The organism is Acinetobacter sp. ANC 4470 (genome assembly GCF_002135335.1).
Taxonomy (GTDB): Bacteria; Pseudomonadota; Gammaproteobacteria; order Pseudomonadales; family Moraxellaceae; genus Acinetobacter.
Genome location: NZ_NEGC01000001.1, coordinates 201653 through 216465, shown reverse-complemented (window position 1 = coordinate 216465; position 14813 = coordinate 201653). Strand labels below are relative to the sequence as shown.

Sequence of the window (14813 nt, the reverse complement as noted above, 5' to 3'; positions counted from 1 at the left end):
TCATGTTATATCCAAAACAAACACTACTGATCAGTATGTTGGCTATTATTAGCATCCCTGTTTTTGCTGCAACACTGCCCAATGCTGGGCAACTGTTGCAGCAACAAAGCATCCAACCGTACCAACCACAGGCTGAAATCTCTATTGAGCAGCCTGAGCAAATGCAAACGATACAAGCGGATAACAAGCAACAAGTTCGCATTGAAAAAATCCGTATTGCGGGCAACCAAAGTATTGCAACTGCTGACTTGCAGGCATTGGTGCATGATGCCGAAGGCAATATGCAAACTTTGGCCGATTTGCAACAATTGACCAAACGGATCACAGCCTATTATCAGTACAAAGGTTATCCTTATAGCCGTGCCTATTTACCTGCACAAAATCTCAATGAGGGTGTGCTGACGATTGCGATCATTGAGGCAAAATATGATCGTATTCATGTGAACAATCAAGCTGATCTATCGCCAGAGTTGGTGCAAGCTATAGTTGCACCCTTACAATCTGGACAGGTGATTGATTCGGCAACGTTGCAACAACAATTAAAATTGCTCAATCGTTTAGATGGCGTACAAACGCGTAATGTGATCAGTGCAGGCCGTTATGCGGGTACCAGTGATCTGACCATCGATATTCAGCCAACAGCGAAACTCACAGGTTATGTGGGGGCGGATAACTATGGTAATGAATATACCAAAGAAGCGCGTTTCACTGCGGGTATTGTGCTCAACAATGCACTAGGCTTGGGCGATCGCCTAAGTTTAGATGGTTTAACTTCGGGCAATCTTAATTTTGGTCGTTTAGGATATGAAGCGACCATCAATGGTGCGGGTACCCGTTTAGGGGCAAGCTACTCGGACTTAAGCTACGAATTAGGTAAAGAATATCGTATCTTAGATGCGGTGGGTATCGCACAACAGGCCAGTGTTTGGATCAATCAGCCTATTTTATTAAATAATCGTAGTGAAGTGATCTTGGGCGTACAATATGACCATAAACGCCTAGAAGATGATATTACGGTTGCCAATATTTATCGTCATCGTGATATTCATGTGGGCCGTATTCGCTTAGATGCATCACAGTTTGATGATTTTGCAGGCGGTGGTTTAACCCAGATCGGGGTTGCCGCCGATATTGGTAAAGTTGTTTATAAAAATGCCACGGCCGCACTCGATGACAAAATGACTGCAAAAACCCAAGGTGATTTTGTCAGTGCATCGTTCAATGTCTCACGCTTACAAAATCTAAACGGTTCTAAAACCCAATTATACGCATCGCTACAAGCACAATTTAGTCCAGATAACTTAGATAGTGCGCAACAGTTTAGTGTGGGTGGCGCATCGAGTCTGGCAGGGTATGAAAATAGTACGTTAAGTGGTTCGAGTGGTTACTATGCATCCGCTGAACTCAGACAAAATCTTTATGCTTCTGCCCATAATCAGTTTATTGGCAAAGTGTATGTGGATACAGCAACCGTGCAACATCAAGCGAGAGAATGGCAAGGTTTAACAGGTGACAATAAGGAACGTCTGCATAGTGCTGGTTTAGGGTTGAGTTGGTTAAACTCGAGCCAAACACAAGCGTCATTAAGTATTGGCTTCCCAATAGGTGATAAACTAAAAATTATTGATAAACAAAATGATGCAGAGGTTTGGTTTAACGTTAGTAAACACTTTTAGTCAATTGTATTTAGTTCAGGCTTGATAGTGCTTTGTTGCACAAACCTATCATTCAAGGCTTATTCGGTAATATCATTTACAAATGGATAAGCCTACACCTAAAATCTATCGTACGACCAACGGGGCTTCTTACATGAGCAGTATACTGCGCAAGTTTGATTAATCGAGGGAATATAACCATTTGGTTTGACCCTCATAAAACAGTGGTATGCCAAATAACAAGCTAAACTGGAATGAAATCAAATTTATTCTGTTTCTGCTATTCATTACAATAATTAGCCCATTCAGCCATTATCCTTTACGTTTTTCAAGGTATGATTCACGTAAATATGCTGCTTCAACATCATCAGATAGTTCATAGGTGGGTACATGCTCACAAATTTCACGTAGGTAATCTATCATGTCTGCTGGTCAGTCTAGGAAGGTAAATCTAAAACTGTAAATAGTAGAGGGTGAATCGAACTGTATGAAAGAATAGTGTATAATTACTTAAAATAAATAATTAGAAACATAAAAAATTTTGATACAGTAAAACAGTAGTGGAAATTTAAATTAAATAATTTTATACATTATAATTCATGTACTTGTAGTCTTGGTGGCGCTATCATAGCTTCCGCTAAATATGTAAAAAGACCTTTGATTTTATCCCATATAAAAATCCACATAAAATTTAGGGTTCAAAAAGCTTTGAAACGATTTAAAGAGAAGAGATTGGATACCAAGTGAATTTTAGTCTTAGTGGGTTTTATTATTGATCCTAGATAATATTGTGGACAGCCATTATTCCCCTCTAAATTTTTAAAATATTCCTGCTCAAAGACTTCTGGACTTAACCAGCCATTTGCAGAATGCCTTCTGATTAGATTGTTGTAAATTTCAATATACTCATAAATAAGATAGCATTTGCTTCTTTCGAGTAGCAGACACACTGCTATGTACAGTAATTGGCGGTTTACAAAGAAACTGGTTTTCCAGCCTACAATATGATGGTCGAATAAACCTAATATCAGGCATAAGTATAGCCAATCTTATTTGGAACAGCCACTTAAGTAGCTTTAGGTTATTGGTAAATGACGATTTGAATAAGCCGTATGTTTATATGTATGAAATCTTACTGTGTAAACTTGATTACAGCAGAATCGACCTCCCGATTATTCGTGCAGTAAAGCTGTTTTAAAAAGGTACTTTTCTTTTTATTCGGTATTTATATTTATCTATAAATATAAATACTTAGTAAAAATAATGCATAAGAATGCTGAATTAATTATTTTTTTATAAAAAAATGATCTTTTAATCTAAGACAAAATTTTGAATTAGATTATTCACATGAAAAGAAAAAACTTGGTTAGCTCTATTTCCATTGCACTATTCAGTTTTTATTTAACTGGTTGTAATGATAGTGACCATAAAGAAAATAATAGTCATATTGCAGAACAGCAAAAGCCAAATGTCCTTTTTATTATGGCTGATGATTTAGGTTATTCAGATTTAGGGGCTTTTGGTGGTGAAATTCATACCCCAAATTTAGATGCTTTAACCAATGAGGGGAGGATTTTAACTGACTACCACACTGCACCAACTTGCTCACCAACACGTTCTCAACTGCTTTCAGGGACTGATCATCATCAAGCTGGAATTGGAGCAATGGCTGAACTTACACCTGCACACCTCAAAGGGCAACCTGGTTATGAAGGATATTTAAATAACCATTCACTATCCCTTGCTGAAGTACTGCATGATAACGGTTACCGAACATATATTAGTGGTAAATGGCATTTAGGTTTAACCCCTGAAACCAACGCCAAAGCAAGAGGATTTGATCACTCCTTTACATTGCTACAAGGCTTTGATTTACATTACAAGCAAGCACCAACTGGCTATAAACGTAATGCGACTTATACTGAAGATGGTCAAGAAGTTCCAATTACAAAATTACCTGATGATTATTTTTCTACAAATTATTACACAGATAAATTATTGCAATATTTAGATAGTGGAAAAGACTCTAAACAACCTTTCTTTGCTTATGCAGCATATACTGCGCCACATTGGCCTATACAGGCGCCCAAAGCCTTTAGTGATAGATATAAAGGCGTTTATGATGTTGGTTACGATACTATTCGTGAAGCACGTTTAGCAAAACAAAAACAACTTGGAATCATACCTAATAATTTTTCTGCTGCTATTCCTATTGATAGTCAGAATGCACCTGCTAAATTAGGAAAATGGAACGAATTGACGACTGAGCAGAAAGCTATTGAAGCCCGGAAAATGGAAATCTATGCAGGTATGGTGGAAAATCTCGATTACAACATTGGTCGGATTATTCAGCATTTAAAAGTCAGTGGTCAGTATGAAAACACCTTAATCTTTTTTGTTTCCGATAATGGTGCAGAAGGCTCTGCTGGTAGCGCCAATTCAGAGGCTCAGGTCGATAATTCACTGACTGGTCTGGGTACAGAAAACTCATACACTTTTATTGGTCCACGTTGGGCAGAAGTGAGTTCAACACCCTTTCATCTATGGAAAGGGACGGCAGGTGAGGGGGCTACAACAGCTCCTGCTATTGTGAAATTTCCAAATCAAAAAGGTTCAGAATCTAAATATCATGGTTTTGCATCGGTATTAGATGTACTTCCAACTGTGCTTGAATATGCAAATATTGCTGTACCCAAAGATCAATACAAGGGACGCCAAATTAATAATCCTATTGGATATTCATGGAAATCGACTCTCGAAAATAAAAGCAAAACCATACGTCCAATCGATTTTAGTTTTGCCGATGAGCTACATGGTAGTAAATACGCCAAACAAGGAGATTGGAAAATTGCCTTACAAGCCAATGCTAATTTAGGTACGAGCAAATGGGAGCTTTACAATATTAAAGATGACCGTGGTGAAAGAAATAACTTAGCAGATGTATATCCCGATCAAGTTGGTAAATTGATAGAGGTCTATAACAAATACACGCAACAAAATGGCGTGTTGGAATATAAGCAATGATATTGAAAAATATCTTTTGGATGAGTTGCAGCTTGCTTTTTGCAGGCTGTCATTTTCCAGATTCAAAACAAGAAAATACCCAAATAAATGAATTGAAACTGGGTAATATTCAAGCGTGTAAGCAGTATTCTGGAATTCCAGAGAATTGGTTAAAAGACAAACATGCAGGGATGGTTTGGATTGCAGCAGGTTCATTTGAGTTGGGATCTGATTTGGCTTATCCAGATGAAATCAACTTTGGAGAAAAGCAAAGAGCAGTTCAAGGGTTTTGGATTGATCAGACCGAAGTGACGGTTGCACAGTTTAAAAAGTTTGTAGATTCTACGCACTATATTAGCGATGCGGAAAAGCAAAAGGAAGCAGCCGTTTTTAGTCCCAATATCGAACATTCTCAACAATGGTGGCAATTAAAATCTGGTTATACATGGAAAACACCCTATGGAAAAAAGGGTCAATCCCCAAATCCTGCTGAACCTGTTCGTTATGTGACCAAGAATGATGCTGAGCATTATGCGATTTGGTTAAATCATAAATTACCTTCGGAATTAGAATGGGAATATGCTGCGAAAGCAAATGTTCAACATGATGTTGCTTTGTATGATGAACCGAAAAATGCAGCACATCGCCCCATTGCAAATTATTGGCAAGGTGGTTTTCCTTTTGAAAATTTAAACCAAGATCAATTTAATGATGTTGCTCCTGTCGGTTGTTTTCCTGCTAATCATTTCAGACTTTACGACATGATTGGCAATGTTTGGGAGTGGACAACGACACCTTATAGCGGTCCACATGATCAACATATGGGGGATTATCAACATCTACGTCATCAGAAAATTCAAGCGCAGTCATTTGTAATTAAAGGTGGTTCTTTCCTTTGTGCCAATAATTATTGTGCGCGATTTAGGGCAAGTAGTCGTCATCCTCAAGAACTAGATTTGGCCATTTCGCATGTAGGATTTAGAACAATTTCTAAGGATTAAGCTTCTAATCCAAGATATTAAACTTCAAAGCATGTGGCTATATGGGGGCTACACAGCTTTTTTAGATGTTTATGCTTATATAAAATTTTATTCAAATAATAAAAAAAGTGGCTTTGCATAGTCGTGTTATAGAATTTTTACTGATCAAATAATTTAATAATATTCCGTTTTAATATTCGATCAGTCACGAACCAACTTTTTGAAATGCTATTCCTCCCCCAACTCATGAATCGTGAGGGAGTTCATAGTGTTGTATCTCAGTTATTCCATGAGTTTTGAAATTTGGAAATAATGTGAGGAATATCACTAATATTTAAAAATATCTAAAATTATGGATATAACTATTTATTTCTTAAAACTAAAATTGCATAAAATGGATGATTTTTACACTTTAAAAACCTGCTGCTAATTATGGGGGGAAGGATTGTTGATTTTAGCATTCAATATTTAAGCAAAATATTATGAAATTTTATACATTTCATTGGGGGATGGCGGTGCTATGATGACTTAAGTTCTGCTTACCTAATTAATAGTTTAAATATTGAAAATAGTAATTGGATGATTGGTTTCGGGAGTGAACTAATTTTGAACAATGAAATTGAGTTAAATATGGAATACGGAACCAATATTGATCGTGATTCTCAAAATAATCGCTCTATTCAGTTGAGAGTGAATTTTCCATTTTAATTAGATATTTCATTGCTATCTCCTGAAAAAAGGGGATAGAAATTTTAATTAAGTCAAAGAAAGGTGTATTTCACTTCCTAAAACTATTAAATAATATTAAGTCATTGTTTAGAGATATAGATGGCGTATGTACATGCTTAGAAAATGAAAATTTGATTGGGGTGGAATTTAGGGATTTATTATTTTAGTTATAAACTTAATACTAAAAACACTCCGATGATGCCGCTGCATGTCATTACCCTTGAACCCTAAAGTTCAAGGCGGACGCGACGCATACTTGCTGGGTTTCCTACACGAAGGCAGGCATACACTCTAAATATACAGAACACATCCAATGGTGTAGATATCGGCTCAGGGGAACTTGACCCGCTGGCGAACACCTCAGAGATGTACTCAGTATAACGAATAATGTGGTATTGGCAAATCTTCAGTGTGCAGTAACTGTAAACTCGCATTTCAAATGTTGATACTTTGTTCAGTTTGAATAAAAACTAAACTAAATCATCCACATCTTCTAAAATAGTCGCTAATAAACGTTCGCAGTGTGAATACTCTTGCAACGATTTATTCATGGCAAGCACTTCTTGCATCAGCTCTAGCGCCACCATAATAATCAGTTTACTGGGTTCAAGACGTGGCGCTTTACGACGAAAATCATCATATTTTTCATTTAATAATTCAGCGGCACGTTCCAAATCACTTTTTTCACTTTCAGTCGTCGCTAAACGAAAAGAATGTCCCAATACACGCAACTCAACAGCAATTTGTTCAGTCATGATTAAATGTCCTCATTTGCTTCTGTTGGGTGGGCAAGTTGTTGAATTTCTTGCGCGTGATGATCCTGAGCAGTGCCTAAAATAGACAAGCGCTGAATAATGGTTTCGACTTTTGCTTTGGCATGTTCATTTTTTTGTAACAATCTTTCACGTTCTTGCTGAAAACCCTGAATTTCCTGTTGAGCAAGACGCTGTTCATTTTGCATTTTTTCTTTAATGACGCGTAATTCATTACGCTCAGCAAGAATTTCCTGAAAACGATTTTTAAGATCGGTACAACTTTTTTCTAAACGACCATAACGATCAGCCAGTGAGGTCGCATCTGTATTCAATTGCTTGAATTGAGACTGCGCATCATGTAATTGCTCGCTAAGATTGTCTATTTCTTCTTGTTTATGGGTGATGATGCCGTTTTTTTGCACAATTTGGGCATGATGATGATCGGCAGAATTTTCTTTTGCCGCGCTGAGTGCATTATTTTCACGTTCATAATGCGTAAGTCGCGTTTTTAAAACGCCAATATGCGCCTGTAGACGCTGTAATTCTTCTAACATATCGTAGTCGCACAGTATTGCAAACAAAGGTAATATATACGAAGTATAGAGATTGGATAAGCGAATGCAAGACGATATTTCAGGTTGGTCGGAATGGCACCACAATTTTTCAAAAATTGAAGAGATTTCAAGCCCAAGTGAGTTACATGGATTACTTACAGGTATTGTTTGTGTTACTCAAGCACCAAAAAGTGATGAGTGGCAACAAATTTTAGCAACACTGGAAATTCCAGCATTGGAAGAACATGTTCTAGATTTGTTAACCAGTGAAGCAGAAGATATTGCGCATGCTTTATCGGATGATGAACTGGATTATTTACCATTGCTTCCAGACGATGAACACGTGCTGGTTGATCGTGTACAAGCCTTGGCAGATTGGTGCGCAGGCGTAGTTTTAGGCTTTGGTTTGGCTTCAGGTCATATTCGTCAAGATGAAATTGAATGGATTGAACATCTACAAGATGTGGCAGCAGTCGAATTTGAAGAATCGGATGATGATGAAGAGGGGGAAGCAAGCTATCAGGAACTTTATGAATTTGTACGTTTAATTCCTGTTAGTCTGTCCTTGGGGCGCAAAAAAGTGGATATTGCGGAAACACCGTTGCTGAAAAAGCTTCAGTCGCAATTGAAACAAAGTACAACTGCACCAGAAACAAACAATGTAGTAGAAATGTTTACACCGCATCGTCCAAGCTAATTCAGACGACTGTGATGTAAGAACAAGCGATGTAAAAGTTATTAACTCCACTCACAAAAGATAAAAGTACCTCTCAATGATGAAACTGACTCAAGCAGATTTTCAGGAACGTCGCGACCGCCTAGCAGAAGAAATGGGTCCGCACAGTATCGCGATTATTGCTACCAGTCCGGTGGCTATGCGTAACCGTGATGCAGATTATAAATTTCGTGCGGACAGTAGCTTTTTCTACCTGACGGGATTTGCCGAACCTGAAGCAGTGGCAATCATTGAGACATTTGAGTCTATAGATGAAGGTTATACCTATAGCTTGTTCTGCCGCGAGCGTGACCGTGAAATGGAAATTTGGCACGGTTACCGAGCGGGGGTTGATGGTGCTGTGGAGGATTATGATGCTGATGAAGCTTATGCCATTGACCTGCTGGATGAGGAAATTATTGAGAAACTGCTGAATAAGCAAAAATTATTTTATCGCATGGGGCAACAAGCCGATTTTGATGCACGTGTAGCCAAATGGATTGTTCAGGCAAATGGTGAATCGCGTAAAGGCACATCGGCACCTACACATGTGATTCAACTCGATCGTATTTTAGATGAAATGCGTTTGCATAAATCGACACAAGAAATTGAACTGATACAAATCGCATCGACTATTTCGGCTCAAGCTCATACCCGCGCTATGCAAACGGTGAAGCCGGATATGATGGAATATGCGCTTGAAGCCGAACTGAATTATATTTTTGGTCAAAATGGTTGTGTGCCTTCGTATAACAGTATTGTTGGCGGTGGTGAAAATGGCTGTATTTTACATTATGTTGAAAATGACAAAGTACTGAAAGATGGTGATTTAGTCCTAATTGATGCGGCTTGTGAATATCAACTGTATGCCTCGGATATTACCCGTACTTTTCCAGTCAACGGCAAATTTAGTCCTGAACAAAAAGCGTTATATGAAGTTGTTTTAAAAGCGCAACTTGCAGCGATTGATGCTGTGCGTATCGGTAATTCGTATAAAGAACCACATCGTATTGCGGTACGTATTTTGGTGCAGGGTTTACTTGATTTGGGCCTGATGCAAGGTGATATTGAACAGATTATTGAATCTGAAAGTTTCCATCAATTCTATATGCATGGTACAGGTCACTGGTTGGGTATGGACGTGCATGATGTCGGTTCATATAAAATTGAAGGTGAATGGCGTGCTTATGAAGAAGGCATGACGGTCACGGTTGAACCAGGGCTTTATATTGCACCAGATAATGAAACTGTAGATGCGAAATGGCGTGGCATTGGCATTCGTATTGAAGATGATGTTGTGGTTACCAAAAATGGACCACGTGTTTTAACTGCTGCGGTAGTGAAAACTGTTGAAGAAATTGAAGCGTTGATGGCTCAATAATTAAAATGAGCATCAAAAGCCGATCTGATGTAAAAGATCGGCTTTTGATGCTCTGGAAAATGAGTTTTATAGATGAGATTTTATGTTAAATAAATGATTAAAAGGCCCATGATTCGGGCCTTTTGTATAAGGTGCATTATGTTGATTTTAGAAAAATTAAATAAGATGTAGCATCATCTATCAAAATAAAAAAATAAGAATGGATAACGCAGAGTTTGTTGATGCGCTTATTCAGTTTACTTAAGGGGTGTTATCAACTGGTAACAAGTAAATCTCGCAGTATTTCAGATTATTTAACAGGAATTTATGCATCTTTATATGCTTATCAATTATGTCATCAAAACAAGCCAATGATTCATGTGATGAAATTATTGGCTTAAGCAGGATTCGGGTTAAGTACAATTTATGCAATTGCCATTAAATATTCCAGAACTTAATATGACTACGTTTACCTATCAAGAATAGGTACAGCATAAGCGAAATATGGCATTCTGCTATAGAATCTCCCTAGATTTTTTATTTTTAAATATGTTTTTTAGGAATATTACCTTTATTTCTATGAGAAATTTTACACAAGGATGAAGTACCTATGAGTCAGACTTATAGTAAGCAAGAAAAGGCAAGTCGAATCAAAGGGATCGTAGGCGCTGCCTCTGGTAACCTCGTTGAATGGTTTGACTTCTATATTTATGCTGTTTTTGCTGTATATTTCACCAAAGCTTTAACTGCACCTGATATGGATTCCTCAACACAGTCAATTTATGTATGGGGCGTTTTTGCTGCTAGCTTCTTTATGCGTCCTATTGGTAGTTGGCTGTTTGGGCGCATTGCCGATAAACATGGTCGTAAAAAATCGATGGTAATCTCGATTTGCTTAATGGCAGTCAGTTCATTTTTATTTGCATTACTCCCAACATATGATCAAGTAGGGATGGTTGCACCATTTCTACTTTTGTTAGTACGATTATTGCAGGGACTATCTGTAGGTGGGGAATATGGTGCTGTTGCAACCTATATGAGCGAGTTGGGTCTCCGAGGGCAACGTGGTTTCTTTTCATCATTTCAATATGTGACACTGACAGGTGGTCAGTTGCTTGCAAGCTTATTAGGTGTGATATTTTTGACCTTTATGAGTGAACAACAATTAATTGATGGTGGATGGCGTATTCCATTTGCGATTGGTGGTATTACGGCTATTCTTTCGTTACTTGCGCGTAGTCGTTTGAAAGAAACGCTTTCAGTCGATGAAAGTGATAAAGAAGAGTCTGGTACTCTAAGAGAGCTCTTTAAGAATCATTGGAAAACTTTCCTCTTAGTAGTGGGCTATACTTCTGCTGGTTCACTTAGTTTTTATGTGATTACTGTTTATTCAAAAACCTACCTAACCAATATCGGAGTTGATCCTAAAACAGTCGGCTTGATTATGACTGGCTGTATTTTTGTACTAATGGTTGCACAACCCTTTTTCGGTATTCTGTCAGATCGAATTGGTCGAAGAACATCTATGTTGCTCTTTAGTGCATTGATGGCGATTTGTATTTATCCAGTAATGGCAATTGGTATGCGTCACTTCAGCTCGTCACCTTTGATAATTGCGTTGCTGTTGATATTCCTGATGCTTCTTTTGAGTTTCTATACTTCGATCAGTGGAATTGTGAAAGCTGAAATGTTTCCAACACATGTTCGTGCGTTAGGTGTGGGTTTTTCTTATGCTGTAGGTAATGCAATTTTTGGTGGCTCTGCACCATCTGTAGCTTTGCAATTTAAGTCTGCTGGTATTGAAAATAGTTTTTTCCTCTATGTTATTGTCATGTTAGTTATTTGTTTCTTCTGTAGTTTAAAGTTACCTAGGGAACCAAAGTATCTAAAAGAAGACCACTAAGCTTTAAATTAAAAGGCACATATTTATTATATGGGCCTTTTAATTTTATACCATTGTCCTATCCTGAAATATGTTTACACATTGGAGACTTATTTTATGGAAGCTATGAAAGACCAAAGAATTAAACGAATTCAATGGGATTATAGCCTTCTCTTTAAAATGATGGTTGTACATGAAGCTGAAAAAAAGATCACGGTAACGCTCTCTAATTTTGATGCACTCAATTTAACATAATGACCGTTATGCGAAACGCGTTTGTTAGAACCCATTTAAAGTGTCTATATTCTCATCAATAAAAATGACTAGTTTATGATGGTTTTATCATCATGGGCTTTTACGTGAATAGTTGTGTTCCGCGATTTTAATTCGTTGGATTAAACAACTATCTGAGCAATATCAGCGAAAAGTTTATAGCGTTGCTACTTCAATCACCACCATGACATAGCTTTACGGTGAAAGTACGTAAAAACATCCACTTTATTATAAAAATTAAGATCTTTGATGTAATATAAAATCCATTAAAAGTTATAGGTATTTGAAGGTTGTGACTTCGGATACATCATAAAAAGGATATACGCATGCAACAAGAAGTCATCATTGTGGGCGGTGGTATGGTGGGGCTAAGCCTTGCTTTGATGCTAGCCAAAGCAAATATTGCAGTAAAACTATTGGAAGCCATTCAATACCCCAATTATGATGATGCTAATCTTGCGCCATATCACTCGAGTTTTGATGCGCGAAATAGTGCATTGTCGCGTCGCAGTGTGCAAATTTATCAAGAACTCGGTTTATGGAATGCATTGCAAGAACATGCAATCCCAATTCTTGAGGTGAATATTACTGAACAAGGCAGTTTTGGTAAGGCACGCTTAAAAGCAGAACAAGAAAAAGTCGAAAGCTTTGGTCAGGTGATTGAAAATGCTTGGCTGGGGCGTGTACTGCTTACAGAAGTTCGTAAACAGCCGCTCATTGAACTGATTGATGGCGTACAAGTTACTTCACTGACGCAAGACACCGATCAAGCATTGATTGAGGCGATACGTGATGAAGAGCATTTATCATTACAGGCAAAATTAGTGATTGCTGCCGATGGTCGTGATTCATTTTGCCGTAAAGCGCTTGGTATTGGCGCAAGCGAACATGATTATGACCAAGTCGCGATTGTCACCACAGTACAAACATCGAAACCGCATCAGCATGTTGGTTTTGAACGCTTTAGCCATTTAGGGCCTTTGGCACTATTACCTTTACCGGGTGAATATCGTCGCTCTGTGGTTTGGCCGGTGAAAAAAGGCACAGAAGGCGAATGGTTGGGCGATGAAAATGACCAACATTTCCTTGATGCCTTACAAGAAACCTATGGCGACCGTGCAGGAAAATTCCAAAAAACGGGTAAACGCTTTAGTTTCCCATTGTCACAAGTACTGGCAGAAAAACAAGCCATTGGTCGCGTGGTACTGATGGGTAATGCAGCACACACCATTCATCCTGTGGCGGGGCAAGGTTTCAACCTCTGTATGCGTGATGCTTATGTTTTGGTTCGTTATCTGACAGAGCAACTCGCACAATCGGCTGATATTGGTCAGCCAAGTATGTTGCTGGCTTATGAACAAGCGCGTTTAACCGATCAACAACGTGTGATTAAGTTCTGCGATTCTGTGGTACGTGGCTTTAGCAATCAAAATCCGATACTCAAATTTATTCGAAACACCGGTTTACTCGCTTTTGATACCATTCCGGGCATTAAACCGCTTGTTGCCAATTATGCAATGGGACTAAAAGCATGAGTGATGTTTTAGATGTTGTCATTATTGGCGGTGGCTTAGTTGGTGGTTTAGCTGCCTTGCTGCTTGCTCAAGGTGGCGTACAAGCAACGGTTTTAGATGCTGCCCCTATTCTGGATGAAGCCAAAACTTTAGCCGTTGCCAATCCGCGTGTATTGGCATTAAGCCAAGCGACCATTCATTTGTTAAAAACAGTGCATGTATGGGACAAACTTGCGCGCCACATGCCTTATAGCGGTATGCAAGTGTGGAATAAAAATGGTTATGGTGAAATCAATTTTGGACAACCTAGTCAATACATACCCAGTGTTGAACAGACTTTAGGTTCTATGGTTGAACCGAGTGTTTTGAATTTAGCCATTCAGCAAAAAATGCTGGAACAGGTTAGAGATTACCGTACTCAAGTTAAAGTCACCCGTGTGGAACAAGGCATTGGGGTTTGGCATATTCACCTTGCCGATGGTTCACAGCTGAAAACAAAATTGGTGATCGGTGCAGATGGTGCAAATTCCTTTGTACGAGAGCAAGCTTTTATCGATATTGATGTCTTGGATTATAAGCAAGCGGGTTTGACCTGTGCGATTCGAACGGCACAGCCACATTTGCATGTCGCGCGTCAAATTTTCCTTGAAACTGGGCCGTTGGCATTTTTACCGATGGCGAGTTTAAAACCTGAGCAAGAGGATTATTGGCAATCCATCGTTTGGACATTGCCAGATGATTATGCCGAAGAATATGCAACTCTGGATGATGCAGATTTTTGTGCACTTCTCACCCGTGAAAGTCATCATATGTTGGGTCAAGTTCTAGAGGCAACGCCACGCGCACAATTTCCACTGAAAGCGCGCGCAGCACAGCAGTATGTCAAAGCGGGCTTAGCGCTGATAGGCGATGCTGCACATGTGATTCATCCATTAGCAGGGCAAGGGGTGAATATCGGTTGCTTGGATGCCGCTATTTTATGTGATGTGTTGCTGCATGATCAAAAGCGCGGCGTATGGGTACATCAACAAACCTTGCAGCGCTATGAGCACCGCCGTAAAGGACAAAATGATGCCATGATGCACAGTATGTCTGCACTGGGTTGGTTGGAGACGACACAGCTTCTTCCAGTGGTATGGGCACGTAATTTTGGCTTAAAACAAGTAGAACAGCATACGATTTTAAAAGATGCCTTTTTGTCTCAAGCCAATGGGTTACAGGTTTTAAAACAGACCATATATGCAGTTTAATTTTTAAAATGCTGCTTTTTGTACAAATATACATACAAGTTTACTTTTTTGATTAAAAAAGATACGAATTTTTAATATTTAACTCTATGCGAAATGCTCAGAGATTGGTAAATTTCTCCCTAATTCGCAACCAATTTAAATTG

Annotated in this window: 11 protein-coding genes, 1 other RNA gene and 2 pseudogenes; 11 read left to right on the top strand and 3 right to left on the bottom strand. The window is 38.6% G+C overall.

Annotation, left to right across the window (positions count from 1 at the left end):
- The first annotated feature begins 2 nt into the window (after window positions 1-2).
- From B9T25_RS01035 to B9T25_RS01025, 4 genes and pseudogenes are all read left to right on the top strand, one after another.
- Window positions 3-1676: a ShlB/FhaC/HecB family hemolysin secretion/activation protein gene (locus B9T25_RS01035; protein WP_086186645.1), complete on the top strand. Its 1674-nt coding sequence runs from the start codon at window positions 3-5 to the stop codon at window positions 1674-1676.
- A gap of 82 nt (window positions 1677-1758) precedes the next feature.
- Window positions 1759-1892, top strand: a pseudogene (locus B9T25_RS14370) (IS5/IS1182 family transposase); the annotation flags it as partial.
- A gap of 1110 nt (window positions 1893-3002) precedes the next feature.
- Window positions 3003-4679 carry an arylsulfatase gene (locus B9T25_RS01030; RefSeq protein ID WP_086186644.1) on the top strand — a complete coding sequence of 559 codons (1677 nt, stop codon included), beginning with the start codon at window positions 3003-3005 and terminating at the stop codon, window positions 4677-4679.
- A complete protein-coding gene (locus B9T25_RS01025; RefSeq protein ID WP_086186643.1) occupies window positions 4676-5659 on the top strand; it encodes an SUMF1/EgtB/PvdO family nonheme iron enzyme in 984 nt (327 codons plus the stop codon). The genes B9T25_RS01030 and B9T25_RS01025 overlap by 4 nt, the downstream gene beginning before the upstream one ends.
- An 894-nt stretch (window positions 5660-6553) precedes the next feature.
- Here B9T25_RS01025 and ssrS read toward each other — a convergent pair.
- The 3 genes from ssrS to B9T25_RS01010 all read right to left on the bottom strand — a co-directional run bounded on the left by ssrS (window position 6554) and on the right by B9T25_RS01010 (window position 7676).
- A non-coding RNA gene (gene ssrS / locus B9T25_RS01020) (6S RNA) lies at window positions 6554-6737 on the bottom strand.
- 100 nt (window positions 6738-6837) lie between these two features.
- On the bottom strand, window positions 6838-7122 hold the full coding sequence (locus tag B9T25_RS01015) for a cell division protein ZapA (RefSeq protein WP_086186642.1): 285 nt from the start codon (window positions 7120-7122) through the stop codon (window positions 6838-6840).
- Between the two features lie 2 nt (window positions 7123-7124).
- Window positions 7125-7676 carry a hypothetical protein gene (locus tag B9T25_RS01010; RefSeq protein ID WP_086186641.1) on the bottom strand — a complete coding sequence of 184 codons (552 nt, stop codon included), beginning with the start codon at window positions 7674-7676 and terminating at the stop codon, window positions 7125-7127.
- Between the two features lie 64 nt (window positions 7677-7740).
- On the opposite strand from B9T25_RS01010, the gene B9T25_RS01005 reads away from it, so the two are divergent.
- The 7 genes and pseudogenes from B9T25_RS01005 (at window position 7741) to B9T25_RS00985 (ending at window position 14670) form a co-directional block, all read left to right on the top strand.
- Window positions 7741-8373 (top strand): UPF0149 family protein, encoded by a 633-nt coding sequence (locus B9T25_RS01005; RefSeq protein WP_086186640.1) that lies wholly within the window; start codon window positions 7741-7743, stop codon window positions 8371-8373.
- Window positions 8374-8452: 79 nt separating this feature from the next.
- Window positions 8453-9772, top strand: a complete 1320-nt coding sequence (pepP, locus tag B9T25_RS01000; RefSeq protein ID WP_171262709.1) for a Xaa-Pro aminopeptidase — start codon at window positions 8453-8455, stop codon at window positions 9770-9772.
- 227 nt (window positions 9773-9999) lie between these two features.
- Window positions 10000-10152, top strand: a pseudogene (locus B9T25_RS14505) (IS982 family transposase); the annotation flags it as partial.
- Between the two features lie 209 nt (window positions 10153-10361).
- Complete coding sequence (locus B9T25_RS00995) at window positions 10362-11654, top strand: MFS transporter (RefSeq protein ID WP_086186638.1); 1293 nt, start codon at window positions 10362-10364, stop codon at window positions 11652-11654.
- A 96-nt stretch (window positions 11655-11750) separates the two neighbouring features.
- On the top strand, window positions 11751-11888 hold the full coding sequence (locus tag B9T25_RS14500) for a hypothetical protein (protein WP_171262691.1): 138 nt from the start codon (window positions 11751-11753) through the stop codon (window positions 11886-11888).
- Between the two features lie 344 nt (window positions 11889-12232).
- The gene (gene ubiH / locus B9T25_RS00990; protein WP_086186637.1) at window positions 12233-13441 is read left to right on the top strand and encodes a 2-octaprenyl-6-methoxyphenyl hydroxylase; all 1209 of its coding nucleotides are present in this window, start codon (window positions 12233-12235) and stop codon (window positions 13439-13441) included.
- Window positions 13438-14670 carry an FAD-dependent monooxygenase gene (locus B9T25_RS00985; protein ID WP_086186636.1) on the top strand — a complete coding sequence of 411 codons (1233 nt, stop codon included), beginning with the start codon at window positions 13438-13440 and terminating at the stop codon, window positions 14668-14670. The genes ubiH and B9T25_RS00985 overlap by 4 nt, the downstream gene beginning before the upstream one ends.
- Window positions 14671-14813: the final 143 nt, after the last annotated feature.

Excerpts from the sequence above, each read along its gene's own strand:
- B9T25_RS00995 (WP_086186638.1), top strand. The coding sequence starts at position 10,362 with ATGAGTCAGACTTATAGTAAGCAAGAAAAGGCAAGTCGAATCAAAGGG.
- B9T25_RS01035 (WP_086186645.1), top strand. The coding sequence starts at position 3 with ATGTTATATCCAAAACAAACACTACTGATCAGTATGTTGGCTATTATT.
- B9T25_RS01010 (WP_086186641.1), bottom strand. The coding sequence starts at position 7,676 with ATGTTAGAAGAATTACAGCGTCTACAGGCGCATATTGGCGTTTTAAAA.
- B9T25_RS01025 (WP_086186643.1), top strand. The coding sequence starts at position 4,676 with ATGATATTGAAAAATATCTTTTGGATGAGTTGCAGCTTGCTTTTTGCA.
- B9T25_RS01005 (WP_086186640.1), top strand. The coding sequence starts at position 7,741 with ATGCAAGACGATATTTCAGGTTGGTCGGAATGGCACCACAATTTTTCA.
- B9T25_RS00985 (WP_086186636.1), top strand. The coding sequence starts at position 13,438 with ATGAGTGATGTTTTAGATGTTGTCATTATTGGCGGTGGCTTAGTTGGT.
- B9T25_RS14500 (WP_171262691.1), top strand. The coding sequence starts at position 11,751 with ATGGAAGCTATGAAAGACCAAAGAATTAAACGAATTCAATGGGATTAT.
- B9T25_RS01015 (WP_086186642.1), bottom strand. The coding sequence starts at position 7,122 with ATGACTGAACAAATTGCTGTTGAGTTGCGTGTATTGGGACATTCTTTT.
- B9T25_RS01030 (WP_086186644.1), top strand. The coding sequence starts at position 3,003 with ATGAAAAGAAAAAACTTGGTTAGCTCTATTTCCATTGCACTATTCAGT.
- pepP (WP_171262709.1), top strand. The coding sequence starts at position 8,453 with ATGAAACTGACTCAAGCAGATTTTCAGGAACGTCGCGACCGCCTAGCA.
- ubiH (WP_086186637.1), top strand. The coding sequence starts at position 12,233 with ATGCAACAAGAAGTCATCATTGTGGGCGGTGGTATGGTGGGGCTAAGC.